The following is an 18,947-nucleotide window of genomic DNA, read 5'->3' as shown; positions in this document are numbered from 1 at the left end:
ATGGCAGATTTTTATCAAAATGGAATTGTAACCACACTTCATAATTTAGCCGACCGACCAATAGACGCTCTCGAAGCGGAATTGGTTCAATTCTCAGAAAAACGGCCAATGGCGTTGATCTTACCCTCGTTATTTTCGGAATTAGAAGGGGATGCACTGCCTAAAATTGTCGATCACTTAACCGAAGTTCCGTACTTATCACAAGTTGTGATTGGTTTGGATCGTGCCAATCTCGAGCAGTACAAACACGCCTTATCTTTTTTCGGTAAATTGCCGCAACATCATCGTGTATTGTGGAATGATGGACCGCGTTTACAAGCATTAGATAAAGAGTTAGCCGCATTAGGTCTAGCACCAAAAGAACTCGGCAAGGGCCGTAATGTCTGGTATTGCATGGGGTATGTGCTCGCAACCGGTAAAGCGGAATCGGTGGCGCTGCATGACTGTGACATTGTCACTTATGAGCGTAATTTATTGGCGCGTTTAATCTATCCAGTCGCCAATCCTCGTTTTAATTACGAATTCTGTAAAGGCTATTATGCTCGAGTTGCCAATGGAAAAATGAATGGGCGTGTTTCACGCTTGTTGGTAACCCCTTTACTTAAAGCATTAAAAAAAGTCACCAGTCAAACCGCGTATTTAGATTATATGGATAGCTTTAAATATTCTCTGGCGGGGGAATTCTCATTTAGACGTGATGTATTAAATGATATTCGTATTCCAAGCGATTGGGGACTAGAGATTGGCGTGCTATCTGAAATGCATCGTAATTATGCCAGTAACCGTATTTGTCAGGTCGATATCGCCACAACCTACGATCACAAGCATCAAGATTTATCGCTTAATGATGTCAATGCTGGCTTATCTAAAATGTCGATTGATATTACCAAATCACTATTTAGAAAACTGGCGACCCAAGGTGAAACCTTTAATGCTGAAACCTTCCGCTCGTTAAAAGCAACCTATTACCGTGTCGCTCTGGATTTTGTCGAAGCTTATCATAACGATGCAATTATGAACGGCTTAGAGTTAGATGTTCATAATGAAGAAAAAGCGGTCGAAATGTTTGCGCAAAATATTATGACTGCAGGGCAAAGCTTTATGGATAAACCTATGGAAACGCCGTTTATTCCAAGTTGGAACAGAGTGATCAGCGCCATGCCAGATGTGATGGAACGTCTGAAAGAAGCCGTGGAGCTTGATAATCAAGAATTTGGAGCGATGCTATGATAAAAAACGCATCCATTGCCGGTACCTCATTAACCGAGAAATTATGCCATCATCTTGAGGTTATTTATGCAGGGTTGGAACAAGTTGAAAATCATGCAGAACTCGCGGAGCAATTACTCGCCATTATGCGAATTGATTCAGCGACCTGTCCAAGTGTTGCTCACGATAATGCCACCTCATTATGGACCGAAAAAGATCTTATCATGATCACTTACGGTGATACTATCCAACAGGATAACGAAGCACCATTGAAAACCCTCAATCGCTTTATGCATCAATATCTTAAACCGCATATTAACAGCGTGCATATTCTGCCATTTTTTCCTTATAGCTCGGATGATGGCTTTTCCGTGATTGATTATTCCAGTGTCAATGAGTCACTCGGAAACTGGCAAGATATTGAAGCAATTGCCTCAGAGTTTGATTTGATGTCGGATTTAGTGATCAATCATTGCTCGGCTCGAAGTGCTTGGTTTGAAAACTTTACTAAAGCAGAAGGGGTGGGACATGATTATTTCTACACCGCGCCACCGGATCAAGATACTTCTCAAGTGGTTCGTCCACGTACTTCTGAGTTATTAAAAGAGGTTAATACGCGGCAAGGAACCCAACATGTGTGGTGTACCTTTAGTCATGATCAGGTCGATTTTGATTTTAGAAACCCAAACGTACTTAAAGCTTTTGTTGAGATCATTCGTCAGTATTTAGATCACGGCGTTAAAACCTTTCGCTTAGATGCGGTGGCTTTTTTATGGAAACAAGCTGGGAGTAGTTGCATTAACCTCGAACAAACCCATGAGGTGATACGGCTGTTAAGAAGTCTCATTGAGCAAGCCCGCGCAGATGCGATAATCATCACTGAAACCAATATTCCAAATCACGAAAACCTCACCTATTTCGGCAATGGCAACGAGGCTCATGCAATTTACAACTTCTCTTTGCCACCCTTATTGCTCAACAGCCTTATTACCGGTAATTGTGTGCATTTAAAACGCTGGATGATGGGAATGCCACCCGCGCAACGTGGAACCACGTATTTTAACTTTATAGCCTCACACGATGGCATTGGTTTAAGGCCCGCAGAAGGGTTATTAACCGATCAAGAAATTGGAAACTTGGTTAATACCATGCAGCAATTTGGTGGCAAAGTATCGTGGCGTACTGGGGTTAACGGCGAGCAAAAACCGTATGAAATAAATGTGGCTTTATTTGATGCGCTACAAGGCACCGACAAAGGTCCAGATAAATACGGCATTGATCGTTTTATCTGCGCGCATACGATCATGCTTGGAATGGAAGGGATCCCTGGGATTTATATTCATAGTTTACTCGCCACCAGTAATGACTATGAAAAAGTTGAAAATACCAACCAAAACCGTTCCATCAATCGTCATCGTTGGTCTTATATTCAACTGGTTGAAGCGCTAGAACAACCTCATTCTCAGCACCATAAAGTATTAAACAAGATGCTCGACTTAATTGAGATACGAACTCAACAATCGGCGTTTGATCCCAATGCGACGCAGTTTACGTTGCATCTCGGTGATTCTTTATTTGGTTATTGGCGACAAAGTGTGGACAGAAGCCAAAGCATATTCTGCGTGAGTAATATGACTCTTGATACCCAAAGCGTGCATCTTGCTGATATGAACATAATTCAAACCGATACTTGGCAAGATATTATTAGTAGAGAATTGATTGAACAAAGCGTCACTAATATTGAACTTCAACCTTATCAAACCGTTTGGATCACTAATAAGGTGGTGTAAAAAGGCTCAAATGAATGCAATTAGTCTGTTTAACATCAGGATAATCACTTATGGCTATGTTCATTTTTAACCTGAACAGGTATCTTACTTAGCAATGAAAGCCGCAGCTTTTTTAAGGCAAGGCCAAAAGCTAGGTTTAAGATTAATAATGTTTAGGAGTTAGTCATGAGCAAAGCAAAAATCGGGATCGTCACGGTAAGCGATCGCGCCAGCCAAGGTGTGTATGAAGATTTATCTGGCAAAGCCATCATCGAGACATTAAATGATTACCTTACTTCTGATTGGGAACCGGTTTATCAAATCATTCCAGATGAACAAGATCAAATCGAAGCCTTACTGATTAAAATGGTCGATGAAGAGGGTTGTTGTTTAGTAGTGACCACTGGCGGCACAGGCCCAGCTAAGCGTGATGTAACCCCTGAAGCTACTGAAGCCGTGTGCGATCGCATGATGCCAGGTTTTGGTGAGTTAATGCGCAGCGAGTCATTAAAGTTTGTACCGACCGCAATTTTATCACGTCAAACTGCAGGCTTACGCGGCAGCAGCTTATTAGTGAACTTGCCAGGTAAACCAAAATCAATCCGCGAATGTTTAGACGCGGTATTCCCAGCCATTCCTTACTGCATCGACCTAATGGAAGGCCCATTCTTAGAGTGTGATGAAAGCGTCATTAAGCCATTTAGGCCGAAGGCGAAGTAACCCAACATAATAAGATTAACCTTTGGATTAGTAATGGAAAATGTATTAATCCAAAGGGCTTTTAGTAAAACCAAATTTACTGCCAATCACATGCGTATATAGCTCTGTTGTTCTAACATCGCTATGGCCTAGCAGCTCTTGAACTGTTCTTATGTCGGAACCCGACTGTAAAAGCTGTGTAGCAATGTGAGAATTTGACATGTCTTTAGGGTGTTTCATTTTGTGAAAACGAATGAATTGTCGAATCCAAAAGAGATAGGATTTCTCCGTTTTTAAACTGTAATGGCGCATTGTCGAATAGATTCAATAAATGGTGAAGGCATTATATAACCCCTTAACTGTATTTATATACAGTTATAATGGTGTTTTGACCAAAGTGCCATTAAAATGGAGAAAGCGAGAACAAAAAAGAGCTGTTCAGTATTGCGGTTTTAATCTAACTCACTGATTTAAAATTAAAGTATGAATAATCTTAAGTTTGAGATTGTTACAATTGGCTTGTTAAACCCAGTTCTCGCTTTCTCCATCGCATAAAATCGGCTAAATGCTGTAAAAAATTCATCATTAGAGTATCTTATGATGATAAATGAATTGATTAGCAGTGAACGTGTTGAAATAATCTTCGGATTTATCCGTGTTTCTTGCTAATACACTGTTAGCTTTCAAGGAGTATTATGAACATTTTCGAAGCCGATTATGGTATTGGCCCCCTAATCGATGTAGAAAATTCTATCCTTGATGGTATTGAAAAGCTTTTTGAAAGAAATAGCCGGGAGCCCGGATTTGATGGGTTATGGATGAATGAATATGGAGAGGTCCTTTTGGGGGCTCTATTTGTTTCTGTTCAAGCTTATTGTCTTGGAAGTCTCCGGGATATTAATCAAATTAGAGATAGCCTAGGTCTTGCTAAACTTGAGAAAGAGGATGCATATAAAATGCATCACGTATCAGTTCAAGGATACTCTTTATTAGAGTTAGTAAATTGTACTGCTAATTATTTCAAACACCGAGATGAATGGAAAAATGCATGGCCTGATAATTATACAACTAAAGTTTTAACTGCATTTTCAGCAGTTGGTGAATTTCCAATTAATGAAGTACAGCAATCGATAGAAGTTAATTATGATTATAAAAAATTATCTAGTTTAGTAGCAGAATGGAGAACAGAGTTGATCGTTTCTGCTAAAAATGAAAGCTAACAAGAGCTTTAAACGGAATAAAAATAGTTGGCTACGTTCCGCTTCGCTCCACATTATAACCAACAATTTTTGTCCGCTTAAGCGGGCGTTATGTTTAATCAGGAATCTCGAGTGATATTTGGAAATAACAATTCTAACTACTTGGCTGAAAAGCTATGTATCAACGTTATTGAATTTGAAGAAGATCTAAACAAGCGATTTGGTTCGCAAGCTATTTGTTTTGATGTTTTAGTCAGTTTTTTGCTTCAAGATGAAGCGAAGACAAAGTTACCCTGCCTTGATACGATGAATCAAAGCTATGAGGGTTCCGATATGAAAGAGAGAGCTTTCAATCATCTCAAAGCTTCATTCGCTGTTGATGACGAGCTTGAAGAGTATCTTTATGAAATCATGTGTTATTTCTTTTGGTACTTTTGTGGAGGCTTAGTTGAACTCTTTAAACATCGCCAAGCTGAAAATCAAGGACCACGGATTCATCTAACACAAAGAATTGTGAGTGATGAAGTGATTGATTCAAATTTACCAGCTGTAGTTACTGGATATCGTGGTATGAGTGTAAGTGAATCTCAATCGGGGGCATTTGGTATGTCTTGGACTTTGAGTAAAGAGAAAGCAGAAGAGTTTGCCTTTACTACGTACAATGATGAACCAAGAGGCGTTGTTGTAAGCACCACTATCGAACGAGACAATATCTTATATTTTGACCCGTCTGATAACGAAAGTGAGATTGTAGTGGCAAATAATTCTTTAGTACAAGGTAGTGTCGTAGCAACTTAAACATAACAAAGCGTTTAAGACAGATTCCCAACGCATGGCATTTTTCATTCTATCGTTGGGTTCAGTGTTTTCGGTGGCTTGGTTGCGTTTCGTGGTAGCGTTGCTCACTACTTAACGCGGCGTTATGTGCTTTGAGCTAACATCTAGCTATCAATATATTGAAAGGATGAAAATTGTGTTAAAAAAATTGTTGGGGTTAGCCCCAAAGCTTGAGTCGGATGGCTCATACTCACCTTCAAAGGTTGCTTTGAAGCTTGCTACAGCTGATACGACAGATTACAAAGAGGTAGCATATACTTCGGTAGCTAACCCAAAGCAAAAAATCTTAGTCTTAGCAACTGAACAAAAGAACATGGAAATGAAAAATGGGAAGCTGTTTTCAACTGGCAATCACCCAGTTGAAACACTTGTACCTATGTTACACCTTAGAAATGCGGGTTATGAGTTTGAGATAGCGACACCTAGTGGTCAGCCTGCAATTATAGAAATGTGGGCATTTCCTAAGAAAGATGAGCATGTAAATTCTATATATAGCGAGTATAAGAAGCAGTTCGAGAGCCCTACGAGTCTAGATAGCCTTGTTGCTAATGGGCTGAGTGCTGAAGATTATGCAGCAGTGTTTATCCCTGGTGGTCACGGTGCAATGCTAGGTCTGCCTGAAGATGAATCTGTTGGTGTTATTCTAAATTGGGCTCATGATAACGATATATTCACAATTTCTATCTGCCATGGTCCTGCCGCTTTTTTATCAACTTGCACGAATGATTCAGAGTTCTTATATCATGGTTATAAAATGGCTGTTTTCCCAGATTCAGTCGATGCACAAAGTCCAATGATTGGTTACTTACCGGGTAAGATGCCGTGGGGGTTGAGTGATAGACTAAAAGAGTTTGGAGTTGTGCTGGCAAATAGTAAAGCAGACAACACAGTGTGTCGTGATCGGTTACTAATTACAGGAGCAAGTCCATTAGCCGCTGATGCGCTAGGAAAATTAGCTGTAGAAACATTAACTTCATCACGCACATAACAAGTCGCTCAAAAGGACAAAAAACAGTTGGTTTTTGCTCCTGCGTCGCTTATTTTAACCAACTATTTTTTGCCTCTTAGCGAGGCGTTATATGTAATTCGATTGGAGGTCCAATGAAAGGTCACTTATATAAATTCAGTATTGAGCACAAGGAAGACTCTAAAGGTAATTCTGTCGAAGCAGATGCTTTAGAGTTTGAAGTTAGAAACCACGATGATATCTTCAAGATAGTTGAACTCATGAAAGATAAAATGGATCTTGATGAAGTAGATGCAACAGCCTTTGCTATAGGAATAAAACTTTTTGGAGAAGTTATGCTAAAAAACAGTAAAAATGAACTTTTCAAAGAATTTAAACCTGATTTTACTAAGTTCATGAAAGAACTTAAGAAAAAATAGATTTTATTGCAGTTTACATATAACAAATAAGGATAGGTGTCGCGCAGCCGACAGCTGATCTAGGGGATGTCATTCATTAATGCCGAAATTTGAATGCAATAAAAAAACGCCGACAAGAGATGTCAGCGTTTTAAATTAACAAATAACAAGCGTGTGGTTATTTTTCTTTAGCAAAAATTTCCACGAAGTCACGCTTAAGAATAGGATCACGACGTGCTTTTTTAAGCTGCTTGATCATATCTTTTACGCAGTTCTGCAATACTTTATCTAGTAATGACGCGCGGTATTCTTCTCTACCTGCATCATCCATGTCGGCAGGCATTTTCATGGTTTCAAATTCTTGCATTAGATCGATTGCAGAGAAGGTTTGACCTACTGAAATCAAGGCATGAAATTGCTCAAAATTATCTAAGATGTTCTGTGCGCTGGCAGGAAGATCGTCCCATACATCACGTACGGCTTCTTCAGATACATCGTGAATTGAGGTCACCATAGGGATGGCTTGTTCTGGTACTTGTTCGAATTCGATTAAGTGACGTAATTCTGGCGAGTAAGTGCTTAAATCTACGTTGTCTTCTACCGACTCTTCGATCACTTGGTCTTGTTGTTCTGACATAATAAAACCCCAATATTTTGCTACACATGACTATCTATGTGCTAATACCTTATTAATTTAAATGCTATCTAAACCTTTAGTCGCTGAAGCGGAAACTTCAATGACTTCGGGTCGGTGTGATGGCATTCGTTCACCCTAATTAATTTAGGTATGCCTTATTATGTATAAGGGCGTTAAGAAGAGCAACTGATCTCAAGATCTTGTGCCCACGAAGGTGGTAAATTGGCGTAATGATCATACTTTGGTTGTTCTTTGTACGGGTTTTTAAGCAATTCCATTAGTATTTTGACTTCGCTGTAATCGCTATCTTCGGCTTTATCGATGGCAATTTGAGCAAGGTGATTGCGTAGGATGTATTTTGGATTCGCCAGTCGCATCGATTGGCAGCGTTGTTCGGTGCTTGCTGGCTCTTGCTCGGCTCGCGTCAGGTACTTATCTAACCAGTATTTTGCCGCGTTTCTATCAATAAATAAATCCAATACCTGCTGTTGAGCATTTTTACTTATTTTAGATTGTTGAGTAGATTGATCTGGTAGATCTGGTAGATCGAGCATCGACAGTTGGCGGAAGAAGCGAGTGTAATCGACTTTGTTTTCGGCCATTAAAGCAAATAGTTGATTAAACAGTTCACCATCCTCAGGCTGCTTGTTGTTTAGGCCAGTTTTGGCGCGCATCAATTGGCTGTATTCATGATTGAGTTCGGGGTCATATTGAGCTAATGCAGCATCAAGATCGGCACGTTCAATAAAAGGCGAGAGTGCATGGGCGAGGGCGGTCAAATTCCACAAACCAATATTGGGTTGATTGGCAAAAGAGTATCGCCCTTGATAATCGGAGTGGTTACAAATGTAGTTGGGTTGATAAGCGTCTAAAAATCCGAACGGTCCGAAATCAAATGTTTGGCCGAGGATCGACATGTTATCGGTGTTTAATACCCCATGAGCAAACCCAAAGGCATTCCATTTTGCGATAAGTTGAGCGGTGGAAAGCACCACTTGTTCAAACATGGCGAGGTAGGGCTTTTGTTGATGTTGCTGTTCAGGAAAATAGTGCTGAATACAATAATCGAGTAACTGTTTAAGCTGTTCATGCTGGCCGGTATAAAAGAAGTGTTCAAAGTGACCAAAGCGAACATGACTTTGCGCCACTCGAATACAAATAGCGCCAGTTTCGGTCTTTTCACGATAAACCGGTGTACGGCTATTGATCAAGCCTAATGCTCGGCTGGTCGGTATTCCTAAATGATGCAAAGCTTCAGAGCATAAATATTCGCGGATGCTAGAGCGTAATACCGCGCGGCCATCACCTTGTCGTGAATAGGGCGTTAAACCTGCGCCTTTAATATGAAGATCATAAAAATGTTGGTCTTTGCCTTTTATCTCTGCCACTAGCAATCCTCGTCCATCGCCTAGATCTGGGTTGTAATGCCCAAATTGATGCCCTGCATATTTCATTGCAATCGGGCGAAATTCTTGAGGGATAGTTTGACCAGAAAACTCTGCTAATAACTGCGCATTTTCTTCTTGAGGCAGAGAAAGTAAATCGGCTAAATCCGCATTCCAATCGACCCATTCCGGTTTATTCAGCGCCATTGGGTTAACGGCATGATAAAAACCATCGGTAAGTTGATGGAATGAATATTGTAATGTGGCAGATGACCAAGCAGACATAAGAAACCTCGCATAATGAGCACCCAAATTATCATAGCTATTACGCTTTAAATACCGATTAAAATGAGGGGTATAGCGAAAAGAGGTTACTTAGGTCTAAATTTGTGTTTAAAGGTTAATGGATGACAGCTAAATATTTGCAAGCAGTGATAACTTGTATAACATCTATATCTGAGCGAGGACCAGTACACAGTGTTTAAGGATCATGGATGGCGCATTTAACGACAATTATTGCCGTTATAGTAATTAATCTCACGTTTATTGCATTAGCAAAAGCGAGTGAACCGGTGCATTCTCGTGCCGAGCAGACTTTTTCGACCGCGGTTATTTTAACTAATAGTGATGTGATCACTTTTGGTATCCAAGATTTTAATCCCAATGCGATTACCCCTTTTCAAGATGATAATCTGGGTGACGACCAATCTCTTGCTCTTCGTGGCCGTGTTGCAGTCACCACTTTTCCTTATAGTTGGGAACTTGATGGTGCAACAGAGCGTTTTCATCATCAATTTTATGTTCGTGCCTCTTACGTTTACTTTGAAAATGAAACCAAACTGAATCAACGTCCTGATATTAAAGCCGATTTAGATATTAATAAGGTCTACAGCGGTTATGTCGGCTATAAGCTCACCTTTAATATTACCGAGAATTGGCGGGTATTGTACGGTCTTGGTAATCATTTTATGTATTATAAGAATAAGCATTCATACAACAGCAGTGACAGTGAAAGTTTGAAGCCGATCCTAGATGGCGCGGCTTACAATACCTCCAGCCGAGCTTATGTAGCTGAGCCTAACCTTGCATTTGATTATAAATTTCAACGTAAGTGGGGTTATTGGCGCTATACCACGGAAATGAATTATTTTTATGGTAAATCTTGGGACAAAGAAAAGCGTTATGAGGCAGGTAACCCAAATGGCTGGTATTGGATGAATGGTGTTAAAGCGAATTACAACCTGAGTAATTGGGCGGGTTATATTCCGTCGATGTACACCAGTTTCAAACGGGTTGATCTAGGGGGCGATCCGATTGCCTCATTGGGTACAGATAATTATTATGAGTTCTCATTGGGTTGGTTACTCACCCCTCCAATTTTACGTGATTGGGTCGATAACGTTGGGATTGGGATCAACATTAACTATGGCAGTGCATTGAAGGGCGGCAGTATCGTATTGTTCTTTAACCAAGATTAAGTCTAGAGTGAGTCATGTTTATGGATGATTATTTTGATAGGTTTTGCCTATTGGTATTATCGTTATAATCCGGTCATTTAATATTAAAAAACGTATTACTATGGCGAGATTGTTTGCTAAAGGAGAAACGAGTGGGTTTTTTATCAAAGTTGTTTGGTAGTAAAAAGGAAACAAAAGTCGTTGAGGTTGAACCGATCGAGTTTAATGGTTTTTTAATCTACGCCGAGTCAATTTCTGAGGGCAGTCAATATCGAGTGGCGGGACGGATTGTTAAACACATCGATGGCGAGGTTAAAACACACCGCTTCATTCGTTCCGATGTGCTGTCATCACAAGATGATGCAAATCAATTGATGCTGAAAAAGGCAAAACTTTTTATCGAACAATCTGGTTCGTCCATGTTTTAAGTTATGAATTCGCATTATGATTAATTAAGGAACGATAGGTGTTGTTTTTGTATCCACATGATTTTAATGCATATCAGGTATGACCTGTTTTCTTGTCTATCTTGTTGTTTTTTTACTTCATAAAGGTGAGAATCAAGCTAACTTAGCGTTATAAGTCATAAAATTTAGTTTTTTTATTACATGATGTTTACGATTACTATCTAATGTTCATATTTACACAAGTTAGATAACCACTAATTTTATTGCCAATGTTCAAGGAATTACTATGCAGATTGGTGTACCGAGAGAAATACTTGCGGGTGAAACGCGAGTCGCTGCCACGCCGAAAACGGTCGAGCAGCTATTAAAACTAGGATTTACTGTCGCGGTAGAATCGAATGCTGGCGCACTTGCCAGTTTTGATGATACTGCATTTGAAGCGGCTGGAGCGTCTGTGGTTTCTGCGCAAGATGTGTGGAAGTCAGAGATCATTCTTAAAGTGAATGCGCCTCAAATCAATGCTGATACCGGCGTTGATGAGTTTGAATTGCTTCAAGACGGCGCGAGTTTGGTCAGCTTTATTTGGCCTGCTCAAAATGAAGAGTTGTTAGCAAAACTAGCCACTAAAAATATTAACGTGATGGCGATGGATTCGGTTCCTCGTATTTCTCGTGCTCAAGCGTTAGATGCCCTTAGTTCAATGGCAAACATTGCGGGTTACCGCGCAGTGGTAGAAGCGGCGCATGAGTTTGGCCGTTTCTTTACAGGGCAAATTACTGCGGCAGGTAAAGTGCCGCCAGCGAAAGTACTGGTTGCCGGTGCTGGTGTTGCAGGTCTTGCGGCTATTGGCGCTGCGGGCAGTTTAGGTGCGATTGTTCGCGCATTTGATGTTCGTCCTGAAGTAAAAGAACAAGTTCAATCAATGGGCGCTGATTTCTTAGAAGTTGATTTCAAAGAAGACACCAGTGCTGGTGATGGTTACGCAAAAGAAATGTCGGACGCTTTTAACAAGAAAGCAGAAGAGCTGTATGCTGCGCAAGCCAAAGATGTCGATATCATTATTACCACCGCATTGATCCCTGGTCGTCCTGCGCCAAAGCTTATCACCAAAGAAATGGTCGATAGCATGAAAGCCGGCAGCGTGATCGTTGATCTTGCCGCCGCAAATGGTGGTAACTGTGCATACACTGAAGCGGATAAAGTGGTTAAAACACCAAATGGTGTCACCGTGATCGGTTATACCGATATGGTTGGCCGTCTTCCGACTCAATCTTCTCAGCTTTACGGTACCAACTTAGTTAACTTGCTAAAACTGCTTTGCAAAGAGAAAGATGGCAACATCAATATTGACTTTGAAGATGTGGTTTTACGTGGGGTTACGGTCGTTAAAGAAGGCGAAGTCACCTGGCCTGCGCCGCCAATTCAAGTGTCTGCGCAACCACAAGCTGCGCCTAAAGCACAAGCCGCTCCGGTTAAGAAAGAAGAAAAGCCAGTCTCACCAACCAAAAAATTTGGCGCGATGGTGATCGCGGCAGGTTTATTCGGTTGGATCGGAACTGTAGCACCACCGGAATTTTTATCTCACTTTACCGTGTTTGTTTTAGCCTGTGTTGTGGGTTATTACGTGGTGTGGAATGTATCGCATTCTTTGCATACTCCGCTAATGTCGGTCACCAATGCGATTTCTGGCATTATCGTCGTCGGCGCATTGTTACAAGTGGGGCAAGGTAATGGCATTGTGTCGTTTTTGTCATTCATCGCGATTTTAATTGCAAGCATAAACATTTTTGGTGGCTTTACCGTAACCAAACGTATGCTTGAAATGTTCCGTAAGAAGTAGGAGTAACTTATGTCTGCAGGATTAGTACAAGCGGCATACGTTGTTGCTGCCGTTCTATTTATTATGAGCTTGGCGGGTCTTTCTAAGCAAGATTCGGCTCGTTTTGGTAACTATTACGGTATCGCAGGTATGGCCATCGCTTTGATCGCCACTATTTTCGGCCCTCACTCGGCTGGTATCACTTGGATCATTTTAGCGATGATCATTGGTGGTGCTATAGGTATCTACTTAGCTCGCAAAGTAGAAATGACTGAAATGCCTGAATTAGTTGCAATTCTCCACAGTTTTGTGGGTATGGCAGCGGTGTTGGTGGGTTATAACAGCTATATCGATCACGGTGTATTAACGGGCGCATTACTGAATATTCATTTAGTTGAAGTGTTCTTAGGTGTGTTCATTGGTGCGGTCACCTTTAGTGGCTCGATTGTCGCATTTTGTAAATTACGCGGTTTAGTATCAACATCGGCGTTAAATATTCCCCATAAGCATAAATGGAATTTATTGGCGATTGTTGTTTCTGTATTGCTGATGATTTACTTCGTTAATAACAATGGCAGCATGTTTGCTTTACTTGTTATGACGGCTATCGCGCTCGTGTTTGGTTACCATTTGGTGTCGTCAATCGGCGGCGCGGATATGCCTGTTGTAGTTTCTATGCTTAACTCATACTCAGGTTGGGCAGCAGCAGCAGCAGGTTTCATGCTCGCGAATGATTTGTTAATTGTAACCGGTGCCTTGGTGGGTTCTTCTGGTGCGATTCTTTCGTACATTATGTGTAAAGCAATGAACCGTTCTTTCATCAGCGTGATTGCAGGCGGGTTTGGTAATGCACCAACAACGGCATCAACCGGTGATGAAGAGCAAGGTGAGCACCGTGAAACCACGGCGGAAGAAGTAGCAGAAATGCTGAAAGATTCTAAGTCAGTCATCATTACCCCAGGGTATGGTATGGCGGTTGCTCAAGCTCAATATCCAGTACATGAAATTACTGAAAAATTGCGCGCGCAAGGTGTTGACGTTCGATTTGGTATTCACCCAGTCGCAGGGCGGTTACCTGGTCACATGAACGTATTACTGGCCGAAGCCAAAGTTCCTTATGACATCGTATTAGAAATGGATGAAATCAACGACGATTTTACCACCACTGATACCGTTCTTGTTATTGGTGCGAATGATACGGTTAACCCAGCAGCTCTTGAAGATCCAAACAGCCCAATTGCAGGTATGCCTGTATTGGAAGTTTGGAATGCGAAAAATGTGATTGTCTTTAAACGTTCAATGAACACAGGTTATGCTGGTGTTCAAAACCCATTGTTCTTTAAAGAAAATACTCAAATGTTGTTTGGTGATGCTAAAGCCAGTGTCGATGCAATTTCAAAAGCTCTTTAATTAATAAACTCATTGGATAAAGTAAAAAACCAGCTTTCGAGCTGGTTTTTTTTGATTAAAAGGTGGAAGCGAGCGATCTGGGTTCGCTTTCTATAAACCCTTGGTGTGACTGAAATATGAACGCATTAATTTATCACAGTGTAACTTACAGAGTGATGGGATGATTTATAGCTCTACTATGCAGTAATGGAGTGTTAGTTAGGTCAAACTTTATAGTGATAAAGGTTAATTAATTATAAAAATGTATGGAAGTGCACAGTGTTTATTATTTTTGATGTAGAATGACTATCAGTAACTCACTATATCAATTAGGTAGCTTTTTGAATTTACGAAATTTTTTACTATTGGGGCTTTCTTGTCTAGCGTGGTCTGCTCAAGCTAACACGTTACCGGAACGTATTACTCAATTTAAAAAATCGTTTAACGACAATAAAGCGGTGGCGGTTTACGATATTCGAGTGATCCAAACTGATTACCCAACCAATTTACTCTCACCAGACAGCATACTTCCTCAGACTGCTCAATACCCACTTAAAGATTTACAACAAGTTTATAAAATTGCCACTACCTGTAAGGGGAAGTACCCGTTAAGTCCATCGGTAACTCAACCTTTAGTCTTTTCTCGGGCAATGTGTAAAGGCACCGCATTACCACTTAAATGGTTTATCCGCTCCAACCTGATCCACCCCGGTGGAGGCACTTATGCTGCTCGTTATGTGAAAAAACACCCTGATAAATATCAACAATTATTGCCGTTTATGCATATCCAAGAGCGTCCCAAAGCGGCTAAGAATACATTATTAGGTCGATTGCAGCTCATGCCATACGATGCTGTCGCCGCCTTGATTTCGGGTTCCGAGACTATTTTGTCACAAAATGAAATTTGGTTACGTCGCGGTACCGAGTATTATCTTTTTCCTGCTAAGATGTGGCAAGAGCACCTTGAGCAATCAGAATTGGTGGTAAAACCTTTTTCACAAACCGAACACTGTTATGTTCGCAGCGGAAATGTATGTTGGGATAATAAAAATAACTCAGATACGTTATTTTACAGTATATTAGCTTTAGCTATCGTCAATATTATCCTAATCTGTAGTTGGGGTTATTCACGTTGGTTAAGCAAACGTAAAGATCTTCGCAGCCGAATGTTGGTTTTGCAAATTTTAACTCATGAATTAAGAACACCGATCGCAAGTCTGTCACTGACGGTAGAAGGTTTTCGACGTGAATTTGAACATTTACCGGATACTGTTTACGATGAATTTAGACGTTTATGTGAAGACACTCGTCGTTTAAGGCAATTGGCTGAAGCGAGTAAAGATTATCTACAGTCGGATAACCAAACCCTAGCAACAGAATGGATACCCTCTGTGGGGGAATGGTTACGGTATCGTTATGAGGGATCAGAATTTGATATCGCCATTGAGTTGAACCAAGATCTAGCAGTGAAAATTAATATTTATTGGCTAGGAACCTGTGTTGACAATTTAGTTAGAAATGCTTGTAAATATGGCGTAGCACCAGTGTTATTAAAAGCGACGACACATTCAAATAAATTGGTTCTTGAAGTTATTGATCAAGGGCTATTAACAAAAAAAGATTGGGCGAAACTTCGCAAACCCTTTGTTAGTAAAAGTGGTTTGGGTCTTGGTTTAACTATTGTAGAATCGATGGTTGCTCGTATGGATGGCAAAATGAGCCTAAGTGGACCACCGACAACATTTAAATTGGAGATTCCCTGTGAAACAGACATTGCTACTCGTTGAAGATGATCGCAACCTTGCAGATGGACTATTAGTCAGTTTAGAACAGGCGGGTTATGAATGCTTACATGTAGAGCGCGCTGAAGATGTGGCAGCGTTATGGGACAAAGCCGATCTTGTTATTTTGGATCGACAATTACCCGATGGTGATTCGGTCACCTTTTTAGCCGAGTGGAAACAAATTAAAGATATACCGGTTATTCTTTTAACCGCGTTAGTCTCTGTAAAAGATAAAGTGTCGGGATTAGATTCGGGAGCCAATGATTATTTAACCAAACCTTTTGCAGAAGCCGAGTTGTTTGCTCGTATTCGAGCACAGTTAAGATCGCCCGATTCAGAAGATGACGGAAGCAAAGTTACCGTTGGCAATATCTTTATGGATAAAACCACGAGAGAGGTAAAAGAGGGTGATGAAGTTATTATCATGACTCGGACCGAATTTGATTTACTGGTGTTTTTAGCCGTCAATTTAGGCCGCGTTTTCACTCGAGACGAATTACTCGATCATGTTTGGGGTTATAATCACTTCCCAACCACTCGTACCGTTGATACCCATATTTTACAACTTCGTCAAAAAATACCGAGCATTAAAATAGAAACTTTGCGCGGTGTTGGTTATAAAATGAAAGAATAAAATGTTGAAAATTAACCCAAGTCTTTTGATCTTATGTATTAGCTTATTACCTAACCAAAGTTGGGCGGATAATGAGTGGTTTACACAACAAGATTCGATTACCAATGCTCATAAAGCATTGTTATCAGGAGACTTAAAGAAAAGCTTCGATGCGATGGTCGAAGCTTGGCAAAATGAACCAGAAGCTCATGTAACCAATCATTTAAATGGTTTGCTATGGAAAGGGCTAGAAAGCGATTGTGGCCGAGGCTTTGATACTTCCGGTTACCCAAGTTGGTTGAATAATGTTGTAATTGAGCGACAAGTCATTCAAAGTCCGGGCCGTTTAAATTATCGTTTAAATTATCGTTTAAATATTAGAGCATCAACCAATTCAAACGTAAGTGAAATCAGCTTCGTTAAATGGCCAGATAAAGCACTGCTGTCTAATGCTAAGCTCAGTAAAGACAATAGCGCGAGCACCGGTAAGCTAAACTATAGTGTTCAAATTGATCGCAATACTGAAATTGGAAATGGTTTATATAAAATTCGGATTAAAACACAATCAGGTAATAGCTGGGAGGATTGGATAGTATTAGGGCAACCTGATAGCGCCCAATCGATTAGATGGGTATCTAAAGACAGTTGGGCGATTGACAAAACCGCCTTACTTAATCGCTTTTGTCCACTACCTATTCTTGATATTAGCCTATATGGAAATATTGAAGGGCATTATAAAAAGGTGTGGTCGCAAGCCTTTGAAACGAAATACCCTGAAACTCTGCCTCAATCCACATTACCGAATAATCGTTATTTGCTTGATGTTTCAATGACACATAAACGATGGCAAGGCTTAATTTCAATTGAATATAAGCAAATCATCAATAAAGCTTATGATTTATCTAACTAAAAGAGAACACTATGTTTGATGATATACCTACGTTAACCCACCAAGAACAACAAGAAGCAGTCGAAGAGATCCAAAAGTTAATGCAACAAGGAATGAGTACAGGGGAGGCAATCAAAATAATCGCAGCTAGAATACGAGCAGAAAAGAAAGGGGAGTGATCCTTTTTCTTTTTATTCTTGCGCACTATAACTAAAGTGTAGCAATAAATAAAAAGAGGGCATTGTGCCCTCTTGATTAATATCGCGTTTCTTCAAATTCATCAAACCTTTGAAAATGTTTATCTCGATAGGCCTTTCGTCTAGATTTACTTTTTTCAACGACTTCACCATCAAAGTCATCAAAATCGCGTTTTAGTTTCTTTCCTAAAGTACGGCTATCATTACTAAGCCATTTGTCCCAGTTACTCATAATTCTATCCAAAACGATTATTATCAAAAACACAATTTATTTTGAAGCCACTCTCAGACTATGAAAATATAACCAAACAGTAAAACAAATAATTTTTCAGGTGATGATTAAAAATATTAATCGTCTGTGGTGGTTCTAAGTTCAAATGGGACCGCTAATAATTGCTGTATGAAATCAATTTTTTCATGCCTATCGTTCCAACACAAATACAAAGATTGTTCCATAACAGGGGCGTCATCGACAATAAATAATTTATTCGCATCAACGGTTTTAGAAATAACCGGTTCCGGTAGATATGCCATGCCGCTATTGGCTAACAAGTAATTTAGCACTATTCGGCTCGATGATGCCCGTAAGACTGGGATTTTTTGTAATTCACTGATCCGTGCATGTTCAATAGAAAAACGAGTCCCCCAATCTAAATAAGCCAAAGGTTGGGTGTTTAAAGACTCAAATGTTAAGCCTGGTTCGGTTGCCACTAACTTAAATTCAAAACTAGCCACTTGTTTTAAGCTGAATCCTTCGACTTTTGGTGGATCGCCTAATAGGGCAATATCAATACTTTTTTCGAGTAATGCTCGCACAATATCTTGTCGACTGATCGATTCGAGCCGAAAAGCGGCTTCAGGTAAGTTTCCATGTAAATCATTGACCCAATCGGAAATTCCACCAAGCTCCCATACACTCGATGACGCGCCAATGGCAATTTGTTCCATATAACTTTCAGACAACACCACATCTTGACGTGCTCGTCCCCAAGTTTGCAGGATAGATTCCGCATACGGTAACAATCTTTCTCCTGCCGGGGTGAGATGCACATTCCCTCGCTGACGAGAAAACAATGCACTGCCTAATTGACTTTCAAGTTGTCGGATCCGAAAGCTGACCGCCGATTGAGTTAAATACAAGCTTTCTGCCGCGCGTCCGAAATGGCGGGTTTTTCCAACTTCTAAAAAGGTGCGTAAGAGTTCAGTATCCATTGATGCCTCAAAATTTCAAAAAGTGAAAATCTTGTCTATATTGAGTATAAGAATACCTTAATTTGATAAAAAATTTTTAT

19 protein-coding genes and 2 pseudogenes are annotated in these 18,947 nt (G+C 40.3%); 15 read left to right on the top strand and 6 right to left on the bottom strand.

What is annotated here, in order from left to right:
• The 3 genes from GFB47_RS13765 to mog all read left to right on the top strand — a co-directional run bounded on the left by GFB47_RS13765 (position 1) and on the right by mog (position 3,698).
• The gene (locus GFB47_RS13765) at positions 1–1,230 is read left to right on the top strand and encodes a glycosyltransferase family protein (protein WP_153448613.1); all 1,230 of its coding nucleotides are present in this window, start codon (positions 1–3) and stop codon (positions 1,228–1,230) included.
• Positions 1,227–2,999, top strand: coding sequence for a sugar phosphorylase (locus GFB47_RS13760; RefSeq protein ID WP_153448612.1), 1,773 nt, complete (start codon positions 1,227–1,229; stop codon positions 2,997–2,999). The genes GFB47_RS13765 and GFB47_RS13760 overlap by 4 nt, the downstream gene beginning before the upstream one ends.
• Positions 3,000–3,164: 165 nt before the next feature.
• Complete coding sequence (mog, locus tag GFB47_RS13755; RefSeq protein WP_153448611.1) at positions 3,165–3,698, top strand: molybdopterin adenylyltransferase; 534 nt, start codon at positions 3,165–3,167, stop codon at positions 3,696–3,698.
• 45 nt (positions 3,699–3,743) lie between these two features.
• On the opposite strand, the pseudogene GFB47_RS16670 reads toward mog, so the two are convergent.
• Positions 3,744–3,881, bottom strand: a pseudogene (locus tag GFB47_RS16670) (tyrosine-type recombinase/integrase); the annotation flags it as partial.
• Between the two features lie 6 nt (positions 3,882–3,887).
• Positions 3,888–3,989: pseudogene (locus GFB47_RS16800) on the bottom strand (phage integrase N-terminal SAM-like domain-containing protein); the annotation flags it as partial.
• A 383-nt stretch (positions 3,990–4,372) separates the two neighbouring features.
• On the opposite strand from GFB47_RS16800, the gene GFB47_RS13745 reads away from it, so the two are divergent.
• From GFB47_RS13745 to GFB47_RS13730, 4 genes are all read left to right on the top strand, one after another.
• Complete coding sequence (locus GFB47_RS13745) at positions 4,373–4,897, top strand: hypothetical protein (protein ID WP_153448609.1); 525 nt, start codon at positions 4,373–4,375, stop codon at positions 4,895–4,897.
• A 90-nt stretch (positions 4,898–4,987) separates the two neighbouring features.
• Positions 4,988–5,674 carry a hypothetical protein gene (locus tag GFB47_RS13740; RefSeq protein WP_153448608.1) on the top strand — a complete coding sequence of 229 codons (687 nt, stop codon included), beginning with the start codon at positions 4,988–4,990 and terminating at the stop codon, positions 5,672–5,674.
• Between the two features lie 175 nt (positions 5,675–5,849).
• The gene (hchA, locus tag GFB47_RS13735) at positions 5,850–6,701 is read left to right on the top strand and encodes a glyoxalase III HchA (RefSeq protein WP_153448607.1); all 852 of its coding nucleotides are present in this window, start codon (positions 5,850–5,852) and stop codon (positions 6,699–6,701) included.
• A 113-nt stretch (positions 6,702–6,814) separates the two neighbouring features.
• The gene (locus tag GFB47_RS13730; protein WP_153448606.1) at positions 6,815–7,099 is read left to right on the top strand and encodes a DUF3861 domain-containing protein; all 285 of its coding nucleotides are present in this window, start codon (positions 6,815–6,817) and stop codon (positions 7,097–7,099) included.
• A gap of 157 nt (positions 7,100–7,256) precedes the next feature.
• Here GFB47_RS13730 and GFB47_RS13725 read toward each other — a convergent pair whose 3' ends face one another.
• Both GFB47_RS13725 and GFB47_RS13720 read right to left on the bottom strand, forming a co-directional pair.
• Positions 7,257–7,715: a DUF3069 domain-containing protein gene (locus tag GFB47_RS13725; RefSeq protein ID WP_153448605.1), complete on the bottom strand. Its 459-nt coding sequence runs from the start codon at positions 7,713–7,715 to the stop codon at positions 7,257–7,259.
• Positions 7,716–7,888: 173 nt separating this feature from the next.
• Positions 7,889–9,385: a protein adenylyltransferase SelO gene (locus GFB47_RS13720; RefSeq protein WP_153448604.1), complete on the bottom strand. Its 1,497-nt coding sequence runs from the start codon at positions 9,383–9,385 to the stop codon at positions 7,889–7,891.
• A gap of 209 nt (positions 9,386–9,594) precedes the next feature.
• Between GFB47_RS13720 and GFB47_RS13715 the strand changes: the two genes are divergently transcribed.
• From GFB47_RS13715 to GFB47_RS13680, 8 genes are all read left to right on the top strand, one after another.
• Entirely contained in the window at positions 9,595–10,578 is a 984-nt protein-coding gene (locus GFB47_RS13715) for a Solitary outer membrane autotransporter beta-barrel domain (RefSeq protein ID WP_153448603.1), read from the top strand.
• Positions 10,579–10,709: 131 nt separating this feature from the next.
• The gene (locus tag GFB47_RS13710; RefSeq protein ID WP_153448602.1) at positions 10,710–10,985 is read left to right on the top strand and encodes an HlyU family transcriptional regulator; all 276 of its coding nucleotides are present in this window, start codon (positions 10,710–10,712) and stop codon (positions 10,983–10,985) included.
• Between the two features lie 265 nt (positions 10,986–11,250).
• On the top strand, positions 11,251–12,804 hold the full coding sequence (gene pntA / locus GFB47_RS13705; protein ID WP_153448601.1) for a Re/Si-specific NAD(P)(+) transhydrogenase subunit alpha: 1,554 nt from the start codon (positions 11,251–11,253) through the stop codon (positions 12,802–12,804).
• A gap of 9 nt (positions 12,805–12,813) precedes the next feature.
• Complete coding sequence (gene pntB, locus GFB47_RS13700) at positions 12,814–14,193, top strand: Re/Si-specific NAD(P)(+) transhydrogenase subunit beta (RefSeq protein ID WP_153448600.1); 1,380 nt, start codon at positions 12,814–12,816, stop codon at positions 14,191–14,193.
• A 320-nt stretch (positions 14,194–14,513) separates the two neighbouring features.
• Positions 14,514–15,959, top strand: coding sequence for a sensor histidine kinase VxrA (vxrA, locus tag GFB47_RS13695; protein ID WP_225874354.1), 1,446 nt, complete (start codon positions 14,514–14,516; stop codon positions 15,957–15,959).
• Positions 15,934–16,590 (top strand): response regulator transcription factor VxrB, encoded by a 657-nt coding sequence (gene vxrB, locus GFB47_RS13690; protein ID WP_178306519.1) that lies wholly within the window; start codon positions 15,934–15,936, stop codon positions 16,588–16,590. The genes vxrA and vxrB overlap by 26 nt, the downstream gene beginning before the upstream one ends.
• Before the next feature lies 1 nt (position 16,591).
• Positions 16,592–17,479 (top strand): DUF2861 family protein, encoded by an 888-nt coding sequence (locus GFB47_RS13685; RefSeq protein ID WP_153448597.1) that lies wholly within the window; start codon positions 16,592–16,594, stop codon positions 17,477–17,479.
• Positions 17,480–17,490: 11 nt separating this feature from the next.
• A complete protein-coding gene (locus GFB47_RS13680) occupies positions 17,491–17,637 on the top strand; it encodes a YoaH family protein (protein WP_153448596.1) in 147 nt (48 codons plus the stop codon).
• A gap of 76 nt (positions 17,638–17,713) precedes the next feature.
• On the opposite strand, the gene GFB47_RS13675 is transcribed toward GFB47_RS13680, so the two are convergent.
• On the bottom strand, positions 17,714–17,887 hold the full coding sequence (locus tag GFB47_RS13675; protein ID WP_153448595.1) for a hypothetical protein: 174 nt from the start codon (positions 17,885–17,887) through the stop codon (positions 17,714–17,716).
• Between the two features lie 116 nt (positions 17,888–18,003).
• Positions 18,004–18,867, bottom strand: coding sequence for an HTH-type transcriptional regulator HdfR (gene hdfR, locus GFB47_RS13670; protein ID WP_153448594.1), 864 nt, complete (start codon positions 18,865–18,867; stop codon positions 18,004–18,006).
• Positions 18,868–18,947 lie beyond the last annotated feature (80 nt).

The sequence above is a fragment of the Vibrio algicola genome (genome assembly GCF_009601765.2).
Taxonomy (GTDB): domain Bacteria; phylum Pseudomonadota; class Gammaproteobacteria; order Enterobacterales; family Vibrionaceae; genus Vibrio; species Vibrio algicola.
This window is presented reverse-complemented; position numbering and strand designations above follow the sequence as displayed.

What these genes read in the sequence shown, in the direction of transcription:
- GFB47_RS13765 (WP_153448613.1), top strand. Translation starts at nt 1, where the DNA reads ATGGCAGATTTTTATCAAAATGGAATTGTAACCACACTTCATAATTTA.
- GFB47_RS13760 (WP_153448612.1), top strand. Translation starts at nt 1,227, where the DNA reads ATGATAAAAAACGCATCCATTGCCGGTACCTCATTAACCGAGAAATTA.
- mog (WP_153448611.1), top strand. Translation starts at nt 3,165, where the DNA reads ATGAGCAAAGCAAAAATCGGGATCGTCACGGTAAGCGATCGCGCCAGC.
- GFB47_RS13745 (WP_153448609.1), top strand. Translation starts at nt 4,373, where the DNA reads ATGAACATTTTCGAAGCCGATTATGGTATTGGCCCCCTAATCGATGTA.
- GFB47_RS13740 (WP_153448608.1), top strand. Translation starts at nt 4,988, where the DNA reads ATGTTTAATCAGGAATCTCGAGTGATATTTGGAAATAACAATTCTAAC.
- GFB47_RS13730 (WP_153448606.1), top strand. Translation starts at nt 6,815, where the DNA reads ATGAAAGGTCACTTATATAAATTCAGTATTGAGCACAAGGAAGACTCT.
- GFB47_RS13725 (WP_153448605.1), bottom strand. Translation starts at nt 7,715, where the DNA reads ATGTCAGAACAACAAGACCAAGTGATCGAAGAGTCGGTAGAAGACAAC.
- GFB47_RS13720 (WP_153448604.1), bottom strand. Translation starts at nt 9,385, where the DNA reads ATGTCTGCTTGGTCATCTGCCACATTACAATATTCATTCCATCAACTT.
- GFB47_RS13715 (WP_153448603.1), top strand. Translation starts at nt 9,595, where the DNA reads ATGGCGCATTTAACGACAATTATTGCCGTTATAGTAATTAATCTCACG.
- pntA (WP_153448601.1), top strand. Translation starts at nt 11,251, where the DNA reads ATGCAGATTGGTGTACCGAGAGAAATACTTGCGGGTGAAACGCGAGTC.
- pntB (WP_153448600.1), top strand. Translation starts at nt 12,814, where the DNA reads ATGTCTGCAGGATTAGTACAAGCGGCATACGTTGTTGCTGCCGTTCTA.
- GFB47_RS13685 (WP_153448597.1), top strand. Translation starts at nt 16,592, where the DNA reads ATGTTGAAAATTAACCCAAGTCTTTTGATCTTATGTATTAGCTTATTA.
- GFB47_RS13680 (WP_153448596.1), top strand. Translation starts at nt 17,491, where the DNA reads ATGTTTGATGATATACCTACGTTAACCCACCAAGAACAACAAGAAGCA.
- GFB47_RS13675 (WP_153448595.1), bottom strand. Translation starts at nt 17,887, where the DNA reads ATGAGTAACTGGGACAAATGGCTTAGTAATGATAGCCGTACTTTAGGA.
- hdfR (WP_153448594.1), bottom strand. Translation starts at nt 18,867, where the DNA reads ATGGATACTGAACTCTTACGCACCTTTTTAGAAGTTGGAAAAACCCGC.